At 47.6% G+C, this 20,115-nt stretch carries 19 protein-coding genes; 7 read left to right on the forward strand and 12 right to left on the reverse strand.

Annotation, left to right across the window (positions count from 1 at the left end):
- Nucleotides 1–223 precede the first annotated feature (223 nt).
- From ACYVF1_RS11700 to ACYVF1_RS11710, 3 genes are all read right to left on the reverse strand, one after another.
- Nucleotides 224–1,729, reverse strand: a complete 1,506-nt coding sequence (locus ACYVF1_RS11700) for a DUF1501 domain-containing protein (protein WP_461078830.1) — start codon at nt 1,727–1,729, stop codon at nt 224–226.
- A 63-nt stretch (nt 1,730–1,792) separates the two neighbouring features.
- Nucleotides 1,793–3,421, reverse strand: coding sequence for a DUF1800 domain-containing protein (locus ACYVF1_RS11705; RefSeq protein WP_461078832.1), 1,629 nt, complete (start codon nt 3,419–3,421; stop codon nt 1,793–1,795).
- A gap of 229 nt (nt 3,422–3,650) precedes the next feature.
- A complete protein-coding gene (locus ACYVF1_RS11710; RefSeq protein ID WP_461078834.1) occupies nt 3,651–5,297 on the reverse strand; it encodes a DUF1800 domain-containing protein in 1,647 nt (548 codons plus the stop codon).
- Between the two features lie 138 nt (nt 5,298–5,435).
- On the opposite strand from ACYVF1_RS11710, the gene ACYVF1_RS11715 reads away from it, so the two are divergent.
- On the forward strand, nt 5,436–6,554 hold the full coding sequence (locus ACYVF1_RS11715; RefSeq protein ID WP_461078836.1) for a trans-sulfuration enzyme family protein: 1,119 nt from the start codon (nt 5,436–5,438) through the stop codon (nt 6,552–6,554).
- 99 nt (nt 6,555–6,653) lie between these two features.
- Here the strand turns inward: ACYVF1_RS11715 and ACYVF1_RS11720 are convergent, their stop codons facing one another.
- On the reverse strand, nt 6,654–6,989 hold the full coding sequence (locus ACYVF1_RS11720) for a hypothetical protein (RefSeq protein ID WP_461078838.1): 336 nt from the start codon (nt 6,987–6,989) through the stop codon (nt 6,654–6,656).
- Nucleotides 6,990–7,128: 139 nt separating this feature from the next.
- Between ACYVF1_RS11720 and ACYVF1_RS11725 the strand changes: the two genes are divergently transcribed.
- The gene (locus ACYVF1_RS11725) at nt 7,129–7,719 is read left to right on the forward strand and encodes an NAD(P)H-dependent oxidoreductase (RefSeq protein ID WP_461078840.1); all 591 of its coding nucleotides are present in this window, start codon (nt 7,129–7,131) and stop codon (nt 7,717–7,719) included.
- 64 nt (nt 7,720–7,783) lie between these two features.
- On the opposite strand, the gene ACYVF1_RS11730 is transcribed toward ACYVF1_RS11725, so the two are convergent.
- From ACYVF1_RS11730 to ACYVF1_RS11745, 4 genes are all read right to left on the reverse strand, one after another.
- Nucleotides 7,784–8,971, reverse strand: coding sequence for a thioredoxin domain-containing protein (locus ACYVF1_RS11730; RefSeq protein ID WP_461078842.1), 1,188 nt, complete (start codon nt 8,969–8,971; stop codon nt 7,784–7,786).
- A 177-nt stretch (nt 8,972–9,148) separates the two neighbouring features.
- Nucleotides 9,149–9,499, reverse strand: coding sequence for a gliding motility protein GldC (gene gldC / locus ACYVF1_RS11735; RefSeq protein ID WP_461078844.1), 351 nt, complete (start codon nt 9,497–9,499; stop codon nt 9,149–9,151).
- A gap of 161 nt (nt 9,500–9,660) precedes the next feature.
- A complete protein-coding gene (locus ACYVF1_RS11740; protein ID WP_461078846.1) occupies nt 9,661–10,398 on the reverse strand; it encodes a response regulator in 738 nt (245 codons plus the stop codon).
- Nucleotides 10,395–11,924: a sensor histidine kinase gene (locus ACYVF1_RS11745; RefSeq protein ID WP_461078848.1), complete on the reverse strand. Its 1,530-nt coding sequence runs from the start codon at nt 11,922–11,924 to the stop codon at nt 10,395–10,397. Before ACYVF1_RS11745 ends, ACYVF1_RS11740 begins: the two co-directional genes overlap by 4 nt.
- A 611-nt stretch (nt 11,925–12,535) precedes the next feature.
- On the opposite strand from ACYVF1_RS11745, the gene ACYVF1_RS11750 reads away from it, so the two are divergent.
- Both ACYVF1_RS11750 and ACYVF1_RS11755 read left to right on the forward strand, forming a co-directional pair.
- Nucleotides 12,536–12,883 carry an ArsC family reductase gene (locus tag ACYVF1_RS11750; protein WP_461078850.1) on the forward strand — a complete coding sequence of 116 codons (348 nt, stop codon included), beginning with the start codon at nt 12,536–12,538 and terminating at the stop codon, nt 12,881–12,883.
- A 29-nt stretch (nt 12,884–12,912) separates the two neighbouring features.
- Complete coding sequence (locus ACYVF1_RS11755; protein ID WP_461078852.1) at nt 12,913–13,296, forward strand: group III truncated hemoglobin; 384 nt, start codon at nt 12,913–12,915, stop codon at nt 13,294–13,296.
- 59 nt (nt 13,297–13,355) lie between these two features.
- Here the strand turns inward: ACYVF1_RS11755 and ACYVF1_RS11760 are convergent, their stop codons facing one another.
- Entirely contained in the window at nt 13,356–14,117 is a 762-nt protein-coding gene (locus tag ACYVF1_RS11760; RefSeq protein ID WP_461078854.1) for a DUF4197 domain-containing protein, read from the reverse strand.
- Between the two features lie 226 nt (nt 14,118–14,343).
- Here ACYVF1_RS11760 and ACYVF1_RS11765 point away from each other — a divergent pair, with 226 nt between their 5' ends.
- From ACYVF1_RS11765 to ACYVF1_RS11775, 3 genes are all read left to right on the forward strand, one after another.
- Nucleotides 14,344–15,603 carry a competence/damage-inducible protein A gene (locus ACYVF1_RS11765; RefSeq protein ID WP_461078856.1) on the forward strand — a complete coding sequence of 420 codons (1,260 nt, stop codon included), beginning with the start codon at nt 14,344–14,346 and terminating at the stop codon, nt 15,601–15,603.
- Nucleotides 15,604–15,674: 71 nt separating this feature from the next.
- Nucleotides 15,675–17,126 (forward strand): dihydrolipoamide acetyltransferase family protein, encoded by a 1,452-nt coding sequence (locus ACYVF1_RS11770; RefSeq protein WP_461078858.1) that lies wholly within the window; start codon nt 15,675–15,677, stop codon nt 17,124–17,126.
- Nucleotides 17,127–17,227: 101 nt separating this feature from the next.
- The gene (locus ACYVF1_RS11775) at nt 17,228–17,755 is read left to right on the forward strand and encodes a 5' nucleotidase, NT5C type (RefSeq protein WP_461078860.1); all 528 of its coding nucleotides are present in this window, start codon (nt 17,228–17,230) and stop codon (nt 17,753–17,755) included.
- Between the two features lie 56 nt (nt 17,756–17,811).
- On the opposite strand, the gene ACYVF1_RS11780 is transcribed toward ACYVF1_RS11775, so the two are convergent.
- From ACYVF1_RS11780 to ACYVF1_RS11790, 3 genes are all read right to left on the reverse strand, one after another.
- Nucleotides 17,812–18,624, reverse strand: a complete 813-nt coding sequence (locus tag ACYVF1_RS11780) for an acyl-CoA desaturase (protein WP_461080740.1) — start codon at nt 18,622–18,624, stop codon at nt 17,812–17,814.
- Between the two features lie 108 nt (nt 18,625–18,732).
- A complete protein-coding gene (locus tag ACYVF1_RS11785; RefSeq protein ID WP_461078862.1) occupies nt 18,733–19,392 on the reverse strand; it encodes a DUF4159 domain-containing protein in 660 nt (219 codons plus the stop codon).
- Nucleotides 19,389–20,084 (reverse strand): 16S rRNA (uracil(1498)-N(3))-methyltransferase, encoded by a 696-nt coding sequence (locus ACYVF1_RS11790; RefSeq protein WP_461078864.1) that lies wholly within the window; start codon nt 20,082–20,084, stop codon nt 19,389–19,391. Before ACYVF1_RS11790 ends, ACYVF1_RS11785 begins: the two co-directional genes overlap by 4 nt.
- Nucleotides 20,085–20,115 lie beyond the last annotated feature (31 nt).

Raw genomic sequence — 20,115 nt, forward strand, 5'->3', positions numbered from 1 at the left:
GCTGATCTTGTAGAGCGTTTCGTCGCGTAGCGACTTAATGTTTGTAGAACATCATGGACTAAATTAGCCACTACGTCGCGTAGCGACCAAACAACAAATAAAGTTTGGTCGCTACGCGACAGACAAAATAGATATGAAAAAGACAGATGGCTATAGACATTAGGTCGCTACGCGACGAAACGTCCTACAGGATTAGCCTAAAACAGAAAGGATGGTAAATCCATTAGCCCACAACACTAATTTTGTATGGTCCGGTAAATTTTAGTTTTCCATCCAGTTTGATATTTTTCACCATAACATTCTGGTTCACCGTAACGGTATGAGCCGCATTTACTTTTACGTATTCGTTCGCAAACGGCATCCGGCCAACGGTCCAGGTGTTTCGATCCTGCCAGTTGCCTGACGCAACAGTTTCGACCGTATCGGAAAAGAGCGAAACCGTCGGGAAATCGTGGAAAAGCAACGAACTCGTGGTCGTGCGGTTGGTGCCGAACCAGTCGTTCAATACGTCGGTATACACCCGCCGGAAATCGATTTGCATCGGAATATCCTTGTTTCCATTGGTACCAACCAAGTTCGCCAGATCAGGATTCTGGCCGATGGTCCGGTGTTTTACGCTGCTACCAAACACAAATACAGGCGCTGCAATACCGTGATCGGTGCCTTTCGAGTTATTGGAATTGGCCCGGCGTCCAAACTCCGAGAAAGTCATGCCTACCACCCGGTCTTCTTTGCCCATGAGGTTCAAATCCTGCTGAAAAACGCCAATAGCATCCGAGAGTTTTCCTAGCAGAAGGGCATGTGCGCCAACCGTTACGTCTGTATCAACCTGCGTCGAATGCAGATCGAAACCGCTCAGCGACACAAAATAAATTTTCGTTTTCAGTCCACCATCAATCAGCCGGGCCACAATTTTAAGCTGGTCGGCCAGCGAGTTTTTAGCGGTAGCATCCGGGTAAGTCGCCCGATTGACACCCGCATCGGCAGCGGCTTTGATTTCAGTGGCGTAGCCCACCGACAGTGCCTGTTGCCGCCGGATGAACGAAATCAATTCACCCGCTTCACAGCATGGCAAATCGCCGGGCGAAGTTTGTCCGCCAGAACCGACCAGTTGATAAAAGCTATTCGGGTCACTCAACGCAATCCCCATCGACTGCTGACTCCCGAGCAGGGCCGTAGAGGTCAAATACCCAATCTGAATGGCCAGTGGATCTTCCATCTGAGTGTTCGGATAGCCCACCGGATAGCCCGGAAATCGGTTTTCCAGATACCGGCCAGCCCAACCCGAATCAGAGGTCTGGTTGGAATCGACGGCAGTCATCCAAATGTCGGTTGCCCGGTAGTGCGACTGATCGGGGTTAGGATACGAAACTGAGTGGACAATCGACAGTTTTCCATTATTGTACATATCCCGCATCTTGGTCATAGCCGGATGCAGGCCCGTAGCCGGATTGCCATCCAAACCCAGCACGGAGTTTTGCGGGATAGCGATATTGCTACGTAACCCATTGTACAATGAATACTGGTCGAGCGGAATTACGGTGTTGAGGCCGTCGTTTCCGCCGTTCAGATAGATTATGACCAATACCCGATCGCTGGCGAGGGCGGTTGTTCCCAGCAAGGATTGCACCAGTGCAGACTGTCCCGACATGGCTTTCAGTCCAAATCCATTCAGCATTACCGGCAATACCGACGCCGAAGCAGCCGCTAAAAAGTCTCTACGTTTCATGAGTCAATGAGCGAAAGAATGAAAGAGCGAATGAGCTGCCGGATGGCTTTCGCTTTTTCTCAATTAAAAAAGGTGATACTCCGCCATGCGAAGCATATACTTCATTAGATTTTGGAACCGGTACAGAACTGCGTTTTTATAGTTGGTATTCGTAGGCGCCCCCCGATAGCGATTCCATTCAAATTGCCAGGATGAGCACTGAAGCCCCTGCATCATGATCGTATTGATCAGGAAATCTTTCTGCGTTTGAAACAGATCGGTCGCAAACAGATTTTTGGCAAACAAATCCAGTACGTCCGTACAGGAAATGGACGGCGTATTGGTTACATCCGAAAAGTTGGGCTGTATTGCGGTAACCCACGCCACCAGATCGATGCCCATTTTATAACCGGGTTTCACCTGAAGCCATCGCCAGATGTAGGCATCCGTGTAATCACTACGTAGGGCGATGGTCGTCGTATTCATCCAGATTCGGGTGTATCCCGTCTGGTAATATGGCTCGTAACCAAACACCGATGGCTGGTCGATGAGGGCCATTTGCAAATCACGCATCCGCCAGAACATGAAATCGAAATACACCTTGAAAGCGGCATAGTCGGTCGTCATATCCGGCACCGGTTGGTTGAAAAACCGCATCGCGCCCACCGCCAGATCCGCCGGTGACTTGATCATCGCCCCGATGTTGGTCGTATCAAAGAAAATCTGGCTGGTTAGCAGCTTGACAATGACCGGCTGAATCGCATAGTTGTTGGCTGGACTAGCGAAGAAATTGGCCAGGGGAATGATAACATTATCTTCAATTGTCTGGTCGACGTTGGGGTTAACGTACCACCGATACAATTTGCGGCAGATGAAGCGGGGACACTGAGGATGGTTCAGCAGCATGGTCACCAGATCAGCCAGTTCCTCATCACCCGCCGTCGCTGTCGAACGCCCAACAATAGTCGTATTGCCGTAATTTGACGAAAAGACCTTATTGGTTTTATCGTGCTTAGTAAGGTTGAACGTAGTACCGAACGTAGTAGAGCCGTTAACCCAGTAGTTTGTGTATTTCCAGCCGGTCAGCACGCGGGCGGCTGTTTTTACGTCGTCTTCCGTATAATTCTTATTTCCCGCAAAGTCGAAAGCGCCTACCGTAAATAACTCCTGAAGTTCGCGCGCATAGTTTTCATTGGGTTTACCGACCTCATTTTCATTCCCATTAAGGTAACGTAGCATAGCCGGTTCCTTGCTGATCTGCGTAACCAGCGAGCGAAAATTACCCAGGGCATTGTTACGTAGCAGCAACAGGTATTTATTCACAAACCGGTAATCATCAACCACTTCACGCGTAGTAACAAAGTGGTTCTGCCAGAAGAGCGTCAGTTTGTCGAGCAGACTAGGCGGAGCGGTTTGCGACGTCATCAACCCCATCCACCAATACCGCAGATAATGACCAAAATCGAAATTCCGATCGCCATTGAACGGTTTGTCCAGATACGTCTGTCCAGCCGTCGGTTTTGTACTGTCTAGATCAACGGGGGGCGGGGGCGAATAATTGGCGTTGTTGATGAGTTGCTGAACAGCGGTAGCCGCCGTCAACCCGGTAAAGTTGGTGATTTCGGTCTGTGTAGGACCGAACGTAGCGCGACGCAGTAGGTGTGCGGCTGTTTTAGCCGTCAAAGGTTGAGTATACTGATCCAGATATGGCATTAATCAGTACGTTACGTTACAGAAAAAGTTGAATCGATATTTATTTTATCCGAGTGATGGGGGACCGTTTAATCAATAAAACTAAACCAAAAAAACGAATTATGCTAACATTAATTCCATTTTAATTAAAGTTTTGTTTACCTTTTTCAATAATAGTAAATATAAAATAAATAATTGACTGAAACAGAGGATGTAGGTATTTTTACTCTGTATTACTTTCACTACTCAACTAACAAATATGGTACTCAGCCATACGTAGCACGAACTTCATCAGATTCTGCATTCGAACCAGCACCGCGTACCGATAGCCGGTATTGGTGGGCTCCGTACGGTAGGCGTTCCATTCAAAATTCCAGGAGGTGCGCGGCAGATTCTGCATCATAATCGTGTCAATCAGGAAGTCGACCTGGGCAGTGAATAATTCGACAGCAAACAGATTTTTAATGAACGTATTGACAATTTCCGTACATGTAACGGCGGGCGTAACAATGACATCTGAAAAGTCGCCGGTGGGCGATGCGGCTCGCTGTAGTTGCGTAGCCCAGGCCACTACGTCGATGCCCATCAGGTAATCTGGCTTTACCTGAAGAAAGCGTAGTACGTAGGCATCGGTATATTGGTAACGATACCCGATTGTTGTTGCATTAATCCAGACTCGGGAGAAACCTGTCTGATAATAAGGTTCGTAGCCAAATACCGACGGCTGATCCATAATGGGCTGGAGCATATCCTGCATTCGATAAAACAGAAAATCACCGTAGATTTTAAAAGCCGCATAGTCAGCCGGTAACGCAGGAACCGGCTGGTTGAAAAACCGCATCATCCCTACGGCCAGATCCACAGGCGCCTTAACCATCGCGCCAATCGTTGAATTATCAAAGAAAATCTGGCTGGTCAGCAGCTTGACAATGACCGGCTGGATCGCAAAGTTGTTCGTCGGACTGGCAAAGAAATTGGCCAAGGGAATAATGACGTTGTCTTCAATAGTCTGGTCGACATTGGGGTTAACGTACCACCGATATAGTTTGCGGCAGATGAAACGGGGAGTTTGGGGGTGACTCAGCAGCATGTTCACCAGATCGGCCAGTTCCTCATCGCCCGCTGTCACTGTCGATCGGCCCGTGATGACTGTATTCCCGTAATGACTCGAAAACGTTTTATTGGTTGTATCGTGTTTGTCGAGCGCAAAGTGGGTCGTAAAATCGGTTGAACCGTCGTCTTCAAAGTTCGTATACTGCCAGCCCGTCAGTACACGGGCAGCGGCTTTCACATCATCTTCGGTATAGTTTTTATTCCCTGCAAAATCAATCACACCTACCGTAAACAACTCCTGCAGTTCTCGGCCATAATTCTCATTCGGCGACCCGACAACATTCTCATTTCCATTAAGGTAACGTAACATAGCGGGGTCTTTCGTAAGCTGAATAACCAGCGTGCGAAAGTTGGTAAGGGCCCCGTTACGTAACAAAAGCAGGTATTGGTACAGGAATCGATAATCGCCAACTCCTTCGCGCGTAGTGACAAAATGATTCTGCCAAAACAGGGTAAGCTTATCGAGTAAACTGAGGGGTGCAGTCTGAGACGCCATCAACCCCAACCACCAACAACGCATGTAATGACCAAGCTCAAAATTACGACCGTGGTCAAATGGCTTATCCATATACGTCTGTCCCGACGTAGGTCGATTACTTTCAAGATCGACGGGGGGCGGGGGCGAATAATTGGCGTTACTGATCAGCAACTGGACAGCTGCAGCGGCCGTCATCCCGGTGAAATTGGTGATTTCGGTCTGCGTTGGTCCGAACGTAGCACGGCGCAGGAGGTGCGCAGCTGTTCTAGCCGTCAATACAGTTGTATACGGATCTAAATAAGCCATTAACAGGGAGTTTACCCCAAAAATAAAAAGAAAAATGGCCTGTCCAGACAATTCTGACCTCTTACTGCCAAAATAACCGGCAGAAACGCTGAACTTGGCGTACAAAAAATGCGCCGTTCCTGCGGCAGTACCTAGCCTATGCAATTTGATACACTTGTCCTCCGCGCTACGCATCAGCCCGATGCAAACACTGGCGCCGTTGTTCCTCCACTATATTTATCGACAACGTTTGCCCGGAACGAAGCGAACGAACTACCTGCCGGCTACCTCTACACCCGAACCAATAACCCTACCCGCGAAGCCCTCGAAAAGGCATTAGCCGTCCTCGAAGGTGGCGCTGTCGGTATGGCATTTGGGTCGGGACAGGCGGCTACTATGACATTGCTACAGGCGCTACGTCCCGGCGATCACGTACTGTTATCAACCGATGCTTATTTCGGGACACCCGCCCTGCTCGAACATATTTTTCACCCCTGGGGGCTTACGTATACGCGAGTAGATTTAAGCGATTTGGCCGCTGTACAAGCGTCTATTCACGAAAATACCCGGCTAATCTGGTGCGAAACGCCCTCGAATCCCCGGCTAACGATTCAGGATTTAGCCGCAATTAGCGAGATAGCTCACGCAGTAGGCGCGTTATGCGTCAGCGACAACACCTGGGCCACGCCCGTACTCCAGCGCCCCCTGGCGTTAGGTTGCGACGTAGTAATGCACTCAACCACCAAATATTTGAGCGGCCACAGCGACGTATTGGGCGGGGCGCTGATTTTTAAGGATGATAACGAATTCAGCCAGCGTGTTCGGCAGATTCAGGGACTTTCGGGAGCGGTTCCGTCGCCTTTCGACTGCTGGTTAGTAAGCCGTGGAATAAAAACCCTGGCGGTTCGGGTTCGGGCACAGAGCGAAACCGCGCAACGTATCGCCGAATTTTTAGATGGTCATCCGGCGGTGGAAATGGTACATTATCCCGGCTTGAGTCACCATCCTGATCGAGCGCTTATTGATCGGCAAATGCTCGGTTCAGGGGCTATGCTTTCGGTTCGGGTAAACGGTGGTGCCACCGAAGCTCTGCAATTCATTGGTAAGTTGAAGCTTTTCACCCGCGCCACCAGTCTGGGTGGTGTCGAAAGTTTGATCGAGCACCGGGCCAGCGCCGAAGGCCCCAATTCTACATCCCCCGCCAATCTGCTACGTATTTCGGTCGGTTTGGAGCATGCTGACGATTTGATTGATGATCTACGGCAGGCGTTAGATTAGGCCGCGACAGGCTCTGGCTGTCGCAGTCACCATAGCGACTAAACCAGTAGCTATAGCCCACAGCCAGAGCCTATGGGAGCCATTGAACTAACGTAACACCTACCGCCGAAACCGACGTGGCAACACGTTCGGCATAGGCTTTATAAAACTTGGCATTTCTTCCTGGCGGAGATTCTTCTGAAAATGCCGATAGGGACGTAGCGCACTGTAGTACGTTGACGTATCGGGGACTTTCACGGGCATATTGTCTAACGTAGCACGCAGTACGTAGTTCGGGTCGGAATGATAGCGGTAGAATGAGTTGTTTGGTCGGGCGTTGGGTATCACATCCGGCGGGAAAACGGATGGTACTGAATCGCGTCGGATAAAAGACGAAGACACCTGCGCATGAGCAAAACCCGACAGGAAAAGGAGTAACAACGTAACGCGCTTCATAACATAATATCCGTTTAGCGAACAACTAAATTAATAGACCCGTTCTACGTTCAAAACGTTGCAAAACGGCCGCAATGGTCTCTACGAACTAAAGATAATAGGCCGTGGTTTTGTAACCGTATTGAATATACCTACGAAAATGAAAATTGCACTTATAGCCACCTCATCACGCCCAAACAGTAATTCGCTACGTTTCGTGAATTACCTTCGGCACTTACTGACCGATGATGGTCAGCATGAGGTTTCGATTGTTTCTTTTGAGAATTACGATATACCGTTTGTTGGTCAGGGAACGCTTCAGGCGGACAAACTAACTCCCTTCCAGCAAGAACTGATTAGTGCCTGGGAAGCTGCCGATCTAGTCATCTTTGCCATGCCCGAATACAACTGGACGGCTCCGCCACAAGCCACAAACACCATCCATCAATTGGGAGGGCCTGTTTTCAAGCACCTTTTCGATAATAAAGTCTTTGCGATGGCCGGTGTTTCGAACGGGCGTGGTGGTCGGCAACCGGCACTGGACATGACCACAGTGGTGAATAAACTGATCAGCTTCACCAACAGCTACTCAATTGTTTCGCCAAAGCTGTATGAATCGCACGAAACGGCCGTCAATCTGGATGCCGAAGGCCATTTTATCGGTCACGAGGTTTACGAACGTACTGTCCGCTCCTTCGTCGACTATACGCTCAACGTAGCACAACGCTGGCAGGTAATGGTTACTGAGTAGTTTTAAAGAGCGAAAGAGCGAATTTCTGGTGCCAGAAATTCGCTCTTTCGCTCTTTAAAAATGGTTATTTCAATTTCCCCATCTGTTCTACGTTCCGGCGCGTATCGATACGGCTGGCTTGAGCCATTTCCATTGATTTTTGAGCCGCTTTCTGTGCGTCAGCCGTTTTCCCCGCCCGTCGATAGGCTTCGGCTTGTTCGTAGTATAGATCAGCCTGCTCTTTTGGCGTTGGTTTCAGCGCCAGACCTTTATTGACCCATTTTACTACTGTCGGTACGTCGGAAACATCGGGACTGCTGCGGTTAAAAAGCCGCGAAATATACAGATACTCAGGAACCGTTAACTGGTTCGAATTGACTTGATTATCCATCCGTTCCGTGGCTTTAGCCGTTTGTCTGGCCCGGAAATACGCGTTCACTTCTGGAAGCAGCGTCCGGTTTGCGGCTATCTTGGGGTCGATACCAATTTTGGCTAATCCCTGCCGAATTTCAAGAATTTTGGCCGCCGGAAACTGTGCACCACGGCTGCTGTACAACGACGACATCAGAATATTTTCACCCACGTTCTGGACTTCCTGCGCCCCGTAGTTTTTCCGGAATGCATCAATATGACCAAGTAGATACGCAAACATCGGATTTTCGTAGTCCAGTACTAATTTTTGCAGGGCCAACCAGTTCGTCTGATTGGTATAGGTGGCGGGGGATTGCTGTTTAGCGTATTCGTTCATGGCCGCCATATTAGCTACGGTGTCGCGCGTAACCCGGGCAAACATGGCATAATCAATCAGAAAACTAGTTGACCGTTCGCCCTGCTGAAAGCGCGATTTCATGGTCTGGCTACGCGCCTGTGGGTCCAGCGCATTGGTACCATGACGTATCACCTCATCGGTCGAATTATTGCTCATGGCGAAATGCACCATATTTTGCTGCGGATCGAAGTACAGAAACAACGGCAGCGATGGCACAAACAGATGCCGACTTTCTAAAAATTGGCGCGTAGCTGGCTGACCAATATCCAGTTTCGTGCTCACGAACTTGCTATTGTAAAACTTCCCAACCCGAGCATCTTCCAGCGTCGGAATAAAGCTCTGACAAACGTGGCAGGTTGGTGAGAACACCTCGACAAAAACCGGCTTTCCAGCCCGACGAGCTTCCTGAAACACTGCACTAATCGGAATCTGCCGGAAGTTGATACCACCCTTTTGCCCAAGAGCAATGTTTGCTACGAATAATAGCAGAATGACTTTTTTCATGAATGGAGAATAATAGTGATAAACAGGCATCAGCAAATTAACGGCCAACCTGTTGACTTCTTATTTCCTGTGGGAAATGAATACTGTAAAACGTTTAATAACAAATGGCTCGTTTACCAAATAAGCGCCTATTATTCAACTTCCTACCATTACGCATTCTTCATTTCACCTGATTTATTAACCTTGCTTTTCCTGTTGCTTAATCTCCTCTTCGAGCCGTTTGCTAAGCACCTTACAGGTATTTTCAATGTCGTTGGCCATGCGTTGGTCGCCTGTTGCATTTACCGCTGTATCGGCAATGCCACTCATCATTTCAATAAGGAAGCGCTTCATATCCACCACTTCCATATCCTTGGTCCAAAGGTCAATTTTGAGCGTACTATTGTGGTAATGGTCCCAAAGGGCAATGGCAATGGCACGCGTATCGCTTAAGCCTTCGTTTGGGTTATCGGTGGCTTCCCAATAGATTTTATCGGGGATATTCTGGTTGTCTAATTCAACCGAAAAATGAATGTCTGATTTTTTCATAGCCACAAATTTACGCACTATGCCCCAAAACCTCTTCGTTAAATTGATGGAGATATTCGCCAAATGCCTTTCTTGACTTTTGGTTATAGAATGACGAATGGTGCGGTACGTTCGCTGAAACCAGAGCGATTGTTGATTGGAATGTTATTCAGCCTGCTACGTTAGCGGGTTCGTACAACAGCCAGTCTCCGCATAATTTCATTCCGGTTTCCTTCCGGAATAGGTAGTGAGTTTGGCTGATTGTGCATGTAAAGTTGGGTTCGCTCCAATCGCACTACATACTCCAGATTGATCAGATGTGAGCGTGAAAGCCGATAGAATTCAGTCGTTGGAAAGTACTGAGCGAGATACCCTAGGTTCATTGTAAATAGCCGGGGTTTATCTTCATCGGCCATAAACACTTTTACGTAGGACCCTTCGGCCATCAGGTAAACGACCTGACTTTTCCTGATTTTTTCGTAGCCTTTTTTTGCAGGCAGATACAGATTTTCCGATTCCGCTACGTTGGTTTCCTGTTGCTTTTTAGTATGATTCAGATAGGCCAGCTCGACCTGAAAAGCGAGTTCGTTATGACGAAACGGCTTTAGCAAAAAAGCGGCTGGCAACGTATCTTTTGCCTGCTGAAATACCTCAGGTTCCGACTGTGCAGTGAGGTAAATAATGGGCATCCAATGGATTTTCAATAATTCGCGAGCGGTTGTAATACCATCCACTGAAGAGCCGCTTAATACAATGTCAATGATCGCCAGATCAGGTTGTTGCTCAACGGCAGCTAACGCTTCCTGATAATTTCCTGCAATAGCAATTACCCGATGCCCGGCACGTTCGAGGGTTTCCTGAATGTCGACAGCGGTTATAAATACGTCTTCTACCAGCAAAATATTTAGCGAACTATTCATGAAACAACAGTAAAATTTAGGTTAAATACGGTTCCGCTCTGGTTTTTAAATGAATAGGTACCCCGCAACTGAGCGACCTGTATCTGAATCAATCGCATCCCAAATGACTGATGCGTTTTTGCCGATAAGTCGGCAATGGGTACCTGTGCAAGCCCCGGTCCATTATCGGCCACCCTCAGGTAGATTCGGTTCTTTTGCTGTTGGCAGGTAATCCGGAAAGCCGGTTCTTGATGGTCAGCAAACGCGTATTTGCAGGCATTAGTAGCCAATTCGTTGAGTATCAACCCTAATGGCAGCGCCAGATCGGCCAGAATACCAATTGGCTCCACCTCATAAACCGGCTGAATATACGGATAGCCAAATGACAGCAATACGTTCTCGACGAGTTCTGGAATAAATTCGGCCAGGTTTATCTGCGTCAACGTATCATTATCGTAGAGTCGGCGATGCAGAATGGCCATAGTTTCGATCCGTAGCTGACTAACTTCGGTGGCTCTTTTGGCAGCACTGTCGGTCAGGCGATTAGCTTGTAAATTGAGTAGGCTGGAAATAACCTGTAAGTTATTTTTTACTCTGTGATTCTGCTCTTTTACCAATGCTTCGTTACGTATACTGATCCGTTGATTTTTCCGATAAAGTCGATAAAAAACAATACTCATAACGGCCAGAATTAGCAATAGAGCGATCATGGTAGCTATAAATCGTTGCTGCACCTGCAAATTCTCCGAACGTAGCACCAGTTCTTTCTGCTGAGCTTTCAGCAAGGCTTCTTTTTTCTCTGTTTCAAATTCGAGGCTCAACCGCGTAACGGCTCCATCGCGATCAGTAATGTAATTGTTACGTTCCAGTTCATGAACTTTTTCACCATACTCATAGGCCTTCTTCCAATCACCCGTTTTCAGATAAAAGTTGCGGTAAGTCAACTGCAGCAACATACGATCACTATACGAATTGGCATACGTACTATTTTTCAGATGGCGTTCGGCTTCAAGAAGTAAGTGGCTAGCCTGACTCAGTTTGCCCATTTCCGAATACAGGACTGCCATTGCCAGCAAAATAGTAAAGTACTGACTTTTTTCTTCGGTCATAGCCAGACTGAGCGCTTTCCTCAGATGTATCATAGCCGTGGTATCTTTTTTCTCGTACCATAGCTTTTGGCCAGTTTCCAGGTGTCGATTTAATATATCTAACGGCTTTGTACTAACGCTTAAAATAGCTTCGTCGAACTGCCGATAATACCTGGTGGAATCCAAGTTAGCTTTGGGCAAATCAGGTTTTTTCCCTCCCTCCGACCAGTCTCGCTCATAAATATCACCTATGGTTCTATAAGCTCGCGCCAGTGCTGTTTCTGACTTGATGCGTCTGGCGGTATGCAAAGCTAATTGAGCATACTGAACTGTTTTTTTATAGTCGCCCTGCCGAAACCCACTTCGACTAATCCACCTGTATAAACGAACCAGATTTTCGGAATCGCCCCGTGGTTCAATAATTGCCAGCGATTTAAAAAACCAGCGTTGCGAAGTCAAAAAATCACCAGCGCTATCAAAAGTTTTCCCGTATAGATAGTACGCTTCAGCTAATAAGAGAGAGTCTTTAGTTACTATCGCTTTTCTGTAGACCGTGTCGGCCCAAAGTAATTTATGCGGCTGTAAAGGCAATATAATCGGTTTTTGGGCAAGGCTCCTGTAGCCCGTCAGGCAGCCTAACGCAAGTCCCCAGGCAAAAAGGAAACATGGAGCAGACAAACGCATGTGGATAGACAGTCTGGTTTTCTAACCGAAAGTACAGGCAAATCAAGGTAGTTACAAGTAAAATATTCTCGTTGCGTAAAGTCGGCATTTCATAAAGAAAAAAGCCTGATAGGTAAAGAATAGGAGGAAATTTATTCAGAAATAAAGGAAATTTGGCTGTCATCAATCTCATCTGTCATTACTCAAAGAGTCAATGAAAATTAGAGAATGATAAATTTCTATCCACATCATTTTTTTTATTTGTCCCTATTGGCTACAGTTTTACTCAAATAAAGTATTCTTCCCCATTGATTTCAGAAAAGTGTATTTATCGTAAGTCTTCGGCCTAGTTGGTCGGCAAACGGGCGCGTAAAACCTGTACCTTCGCCCAAAAGAACGTAACGCTAATGTATACGCTATACGCCATTCCCAACTGCGATACCGTCAAAAAAGCCCGTACCTGGCTGGCCGAACATGGGGTTAATTATCAATTTCACGACTACAAAAAGCAGGGCATCGACCAGAAAACGATTGAACACTGGCTCACCCAAAAGCCTTGGGAAGAATTGGTAAACCGAGCAGGCCAAACCTGGAAAAAACTCCCCGACAACGAGAAACCTACTGATAAAGAAGGTGCTATTGCGTTGATGCTCGACAAAACTTCCGTCATTCGACGACCGCTGATTGAAGCAGATGGTAAGATTGTAGCGCTGGGTTTTAATTCTGAGCAATACGCGGAAACGTTTTCAGCCTGAATTAGGGTTTTCTGGTAAAACGTACCGTAATGGAAAAGCGAACGCTGGATTCACCGGAAGCTATTAAGTTTCTGGTCGATTCGTTCTATGAAAAAGTGCAGTCAGACCCATTCATCGGTCCGGTGTTCACCGACGTAGCACAGGTTGACTGGAATGCGCACCTGCCTAAAATGTATGCGTTTTGGGAATCGATTATCCTGGGAAATAATCGGTACGACGGGCACCCGTTCCGCCCGCATTTACTAATCAATCAAAGCCATACGCTAACCACCAGCCATTTCGAACGGTGGCTACAGCTATTTTACAAAACGCTGGACGAGAAATTCACCGGCGAAACTGCCGAACAGGTGCGCCAACGCGCTACGCAGATCGCGATAGTCTGGAGCAAAAAACTGGAGTATATCAACGAATAATGTACAAGGCTCACTGAATGATTCAGTGAGCCTTGTACATTATTCGTTTTCCGGCCGTTTTACTGCTTCGAAAACACTCGTTTCAACAGGTCAGTAACACGAGCAGCTGGATTTTCGCGGATTTTTTTCTCTTCCTGAGCCACCAGAATAAACAGCCCATCAACGGCTTTGCCCGTAGCGTATTCAGTCAGGTTTGGATTCGCTTTCTGCACAAACGGTATCTTATTGTACGTATTGACCAGATCCGAATAATACTTTGTCGCGTTATTTTTCCGTAACGTACTGTCAATAATCGGTGTAAATTCAGTCACTAGTTGCTGCCCCGATGTCCGACGAAGATACACAGTAGCGGCATCATCTGTACCGCCCAAAATACCAACCGCATCCTGAATGGTCATCGACGTAATAGCCTTCACGAACACAGGAGCCGCTTTTTTAGCCGCATCCTCAGCCGCTCTGTTCAACGACAACTCGAACTGATCGACCTGTTTACTAAACCCAATTTGACGGAGCTTATTTGCTACGTTCTGCGCTTCGGGCGGAAAAGCAATTTTTAAGAGTGGGTTTTTAAAGTATCCGTCCAGTTTCGAAGCCTGATTCGAGCCGTTCGTAACGCCGATACGTAACGCTTCTTTCAAGCCAGTAGCAATATCTGTATTCGTCAGGCTTCCCGACGTACCAGCCGACGGTTGCGTAACGGCGTCCAAAATCTTACCAAAAACGCTTCCACCCGACGATTTCTGGCGTGTGGAATCCTGAGCAAAACTGGGTTGACTCAATATAAAAGCCAACAGGCCGGCAGTAATTATGTGTTTCTTCATTTTCCAATTAATCAGGTTGCCATTTCATAACGGTCAATGGCCCTAAATCGTTTTTTCGTACTTTTGACAAGAATAAATGTATAATGTATAATGGTTAATGAAAAATTATTTTCACCTGTCTGATTATCAGATAAATAAATTTTCCATTACCTGTTAGGAAGCACCCAGCATAACATTATTCATTATGCCGCACGGGCGACTCTGATTACTCATTATTTATTAACGAATGACCAACATGATCCGTGCCGAGGTCATTACTATCGGCGACGAAATTCTCTTCGGTCAAATCACCGATACCAATACCCAGTGGATTGGTACTGAATTGACAAATATCGGCATCCGGCCAGTACGTAAAACTTCGGTTGGCGATCAGACCGACGCCATCCTGAACGTCTTGCAGGAGGCACACCAGCGAGCCGATGTTATCATTATTACGGGTGGACTTGGCCCAACTAAAGACGACATTACCAAGAAAACGCTCTGCACGTATTTTGGCGTGGACATGGTACGTAACGAAGAGGCTTTAGCATTGGTTACTGGCTTTTTCGAAAAGCGAGGCCGCGCCATGACCGACCTCAACCGCGCCCAGGCCGACCTGCCTGCCAATGCCGTTTATATGCAAAACGACTGGGGAACAGCGCCCGGAATGTGGTTTGAACACGAAGGTCGGGTCTACGTATCGCTGCCGGGCGTACCGTTTGAGATGAAGCACTTGATGACGAACCGCATCCTGCCGAAGCTCACTTCGTATTTGCAGACGCCCATCATCAAGCACAAAATTATCCGGACCGTAGCCATTGGCGAATCGTTCCTGGCCGAACGTATCGAAGCTTGGGAAGATGCGTTACCTCCTCATATCCGATTGGCCTATCTACCCAGTTTCGGCGGGGTACGGTTACGTCTGACCGCTACCGGCGACGACAACGCCCAGCTCGACCGTGAACTGGCGGAGCAGGTCGAAAAAGTATTGCCGCTCATCGAAAAAAACGTATTTGGTTATGATGGCGATGAACTCGAAACTGTCATTGGCCGGTTATTGAGTGAGAAGCAACTATCGTTAGGCGTGGCTGAAAGTTGCACGGGTGGGTACGTATCGTCGCAGATTACCAAAGTACCCGGTTCGTCGGCGTATTTCTGGGGGGGCGTCGTCAGTTACAGTAACGTAGTGAAAGTAAATCAGTTGGGTGTACAGTCAGCTACGCTGGAGCAGTTCGGAGCCGTCAGCGAAGAAACCGTTCGCCAGATGGCGGAAGGCGTTCGGAAGGCACTCGGCACTAACGTTGGCATTGCCACAAGTGGCATAGCTGGACCCGACGGTGGCACACCCGACAAACCCGTTGGCACGATCTGGATTGCCTGTGCAACCGACAATCGAACCGTTGCCCGCCTGCTCAAACTCGGCCAGTACCGCGAACAGAACATTCAGCTAACCACTACGTATGTGCTGAATTTGCTGCGGGAAGAATTACTTAGTGATGAGCGATGAGTGATGAACGATGAGTGACTTCTAAAACTCATTGTTTATCACTCATCGCTCATCGTTCATCACTAAACAATATGGCTCTCATCGATATGGTGATGCCCAAAATGGGCGAAAGTATAATGGAATGCACGGTCATCAATTGGCTCAAAAAGCCCGGCGACCGGATTGAAGCGGACGAATCGGTGTTGGAAGTGGCTACGGATAAAGTAGATACGGAAGTACCTGCCTCGGCAAGTGGCATTCTGAAAGAAGTTTTAGTAAATGACGGAGACGTAGTGGCCATTGGCGCACCTATTGCCCGCATTGAAACAGAAGCAAGCGTCGATGGAGAAAACGTACCAGTAACGGATACGCCAACAGACGAACCAGCCGAGACACCAAAAGGCATCGGCGACGTTGCCAACGTAACGGCTCAGTCGAAACCGAGCGACGTAGCAGAAAGCGAAGTTGCTACGGCAGCCAGTGAACTCGAAGCTAACATCGCTGCCCTCAGCAGCCCGGCATCTACCGGAAAACCCGGCCCATCTTCTGGCGTTACGTTGCTGGACAGTCCTGTTTTCGCAAATCGATTCTATTCGCCTTTGGTTTTAAGTATTGCCAAAGAAGAAAACGTGTCGCGCGACGAACTCGAACGAATTCCCGGCTCAGGCGCCGAAAACCGGGTTACCAAAAAAGACATTCTGGCTTACGTACTCGATAGAGCTGAAGAACGCGGTTTCGGGGCAAAAACGCCAGCGTCTAAACCTACTAACGGCCAGACCACCGTATCCACTACGTTCCCCGTTGCCAAAAATCCGGTTCCTGCTACGTCGGTAAATGGTCAGACCGATATTATTCAGATGGACCGAATGCGCAAAATGATTGCGCAGCGTATGGTAGAATCGAAGCAGATTTCACCCCACGTTAGTTCGTTTGTAGAGGCCGATATGACGTCGGTGGTGGACTGGCGAACCAACGTTAAGGATCGTTTCAAAAAGCAAACCGGTGAAAATTTGACGTTTACGCCCATCCTCATCGAAGCCGTCGTGAAAGCCATCAAGGACTTCCCGATGATAAACGTATCGGTCGAAGGCGATAGAATTTTGGTCAAAAAAGCGGTGAACATTGGCATGGCGGTAGCCTTACCCAGTGGTAATCTCATTGTACCGGTTATTCACAATGCCGATCAGTATAACTTGGTCGGGCTTGCCACAAAAGTGAACGATCTCACCCGACGCGCCCGCGAAAATAAACTCACTGCCGATGATCTGGCTGGTGGTACGTATACCATTTCCAACATTGGTACGTTTGGCAACCTGATGGGTACGCCGATCATCGTACAACCACAGGTCGCCATTATGGCTTTTGGTGCTATCGTTAAAAAGCCCGCCGTCATCGAAACGCCCCAGGGCGATTTCATTGGCATTCGGCAACTGATGTTTCTCTCACACTCCTACGACCACCGTATTGTTGATGGGTCATTGGGCGGTCAATTCGTCCGGCGCGTAGCCGATTATCTCGAACAATTCAAACCTGGATTTAGCTGATTTAGAGATTTTCAGGATTTTATTTTCGACAAAACCGCTTCGAAGAAGCGAAAGCAAAATCCAGTAAATCCTTAAATCAGCTAAATCTTGGTTCAGACAATATGAAACAACGCATTGCCATTGACATGGATGATGTCATGGCCGACACCCATTCCAAGTTTATTAAGTTGTATCTGGAAGGCGAAATGCCTCGCTATACGCTTGAAGAGTTAAAAGAAAAATCATTCCACGAACTGTTCGACGAACACGAGTATCGCGCCATATCGCAACGGGTTTACGAACCAGGCTTTTTTGCCGACATTCCGGTTATGGATGGTGCCCAGGACGTAATTGCCAACCTGATGGAAAAATATGAAATTTTTGTAGCGTCGGCAGCGCAGGAATTTCCCAATTCATTACGTGAAAAATGGGACTGGCTTCAACAGCATTTTCCGGCAATTTCCTGGCGCCACTATATTTTTATGGGCGATAAAAGCGTCTTAAATACGGCTTACCTTATTGACGACATGCCGCGTAATCTCCGCACATTTCAGGGGGAGGGCTTATTATTTGATGCGCTCCATAACCGAGACGACACGGAATTTAAACGCATGAAATCCTGGCAGGACGTAGCAAAACTTTTGCTATAACGTAACAAAAAAGGCTCCGAGCGCTCGGAGCCTTTTTTGTTACGTTATAGCGCTTTTTACGCTTCCATTTTTTCCTTCTCTTCAACTCGGCGATCGTGTCCGACTTCATACTGTGCCTTTTTGGCTTCAGCCGACGGTCTGAGACGAACGATGTGCAACTTGTGCAGAATGCCAATCATCGGATAAGTTGGATCGAACTCGAACCATTTTGCACCAAAATTCGCTGAGTTAGGGCGCTTGTGGTGATTATTCTGGAATAATTCACCCATCATCACTACGTCCAGAATTAGCGAATTTTTCGATTTATCCTGGTTATCGAAGTTAGAGTAGCCGTATTTGTGCCCGCTCCAGTTGATGATAGCGCCATGTACAGGCCCCATCACGAAATGCACTGGTAACAGGAAGAAAAACGCCCAGTGCATATCCAGATAAATAAAGGCGAAAATGTAAAATAAGCTATATACTACGCCCCAGCCGAGCCGCGACGCCCAAGAGTCGCCCAATTTCTCGATGAAATTCCACTCTGGATAGTTACGGTCAAACTGCCGCTCTACCGTGTATTTCCGGTGAAGGACGGCGTTATAAATGTTTTTCGTCTGCCACATCATCGTAAAGATATTTTTGGTGTGGTGGGGCGAGTGAGGATCTCTTTCCGTGTCGCTGAATGCGTGGTGCATCCGGTGAAGCACCGCATACGCACGTGGGCTCAGGTATGATGAACCTTGAGATAAATAAGTCAGCGCGTAAAAGAACCGCTCCCAGAATTTGCTCATCGAGAACATCTTATGGGCTGAGTAGCGGTGCAGAAAAAACGTTTGGCAGAACAGGGACAGGTACCAGTGTCCAACAAACGCAGCCAATACAAAAATCACAGTATCTCCAATTAAAGGGTGAAATGACGAGGCACTAAGAATATTACTACAAAACTAACGAATTCTTAACAGTTTTGACGCTCTATCCCCAAATAATACTTTATATTAATTGGTAGTTGTTGCGTATTGCAATAGATTGGCGCCCATACGTAATGCTTGCTGACGTAGAGGTTCAGGGTCGTTATAAACACTTTGATCTTCCCAGCCATTGCCCAAATCGCACTCATAGCTGTAAAAGCAAATCAAACGCCCCTGATAAATGAGCCCGAATCCTTGGGGAGCCTTACCGTCGTGTTCATGTACTTTAGGCAGTCCAGTAGCAAACTTGAATTTCTGCTGATACACCGGGTGGTTATATGGTAGTTCCACAAAGTTGAGTTCTGGAAACACTTTCTTCATTTCCCGCCGGATAAACTTGTCGAGGCCGTAGTTATCATCGATATGCAGAAATCCGCCCGACATTAGGTATCGGCGCATGTTCTGAACGTCAGCATCACTAAACGTAATGTTTCCGTGCCCAGTCATATGTACAAATGGATAGCCAAATATGTCAGGGCTTCCCGGCTCCACAATGTCTTCTTCGGGGAAGATGTTCATGCGGAGGTTGGCGTTGGCGAACTTGATCAGGTTAGGCAGCGAGGTTTTGTTGGCATACCAGTCGCCCCCGCCGTTGTATTTCAGCTTAGCGATCTTATAAGCATACTGACCGTTGGCGACAAAAACCGACGACTGAAGCAGAAACAATACAATCAGTAATTTTTTCATGTATTAATAAAATTCAAAATCTGACAGGCGGTCAGGGCTGCCGTTTCGGTACGTAGTCGGTTATGGCCGAGCGTTACCATCTGAAAACCAGCATCTACAGCCTGTGTTATTTCCTTCTCCGAAAAATCACCTTCCGGCCCAATCAGTACAACGTAGCGCTCTCCCTGAATAGCCTTTTTCGCTACGTTGACAGGCGGTTCATGGTCGGGTAAATGCGCTATAAACCGCTGCTCCTCGCCTACCGAGGTCAATAGTTTCTCGAATGGCAATGCATCATCCAATATAGGCAAAAACGACTGTAAAGACTGCTTCATAGCCGCAATTGCAATTTTTTCCAATCGCTCCAGCTTCAGTACCCGACGTTCGGAATGTTGACCAAAAAAGAAACTGATACGTTCAATACCAATCTCAACGGCCTTCTCCACAAACCACTCGATACGGTCGAGGTTTTTGGTGGGCGCTACGCAAATTCGAATGGAAAAAGGACGCGGTTGGGTTGTCTGGGTAGTCAATATCCGAAATTCACACCGTCGGGCATTGGCTACCGTAATAACGGCTGAATGGCGGTTTCCGTGCCCGTCAGTCACAGCAATTTCATGACCTATCGCCAAACGTAACGTTTTGACGGCATGGTGTGAATCCTCTTCGGTCAGAAACAGTGAATCAACCGCTGGCTGATAAAATAAATGCATAGGTAGCAAATGTACGAAATTGAAAGTACGC

This window comes from Spirosoma flavus (genome assembly GCF_054778555.1).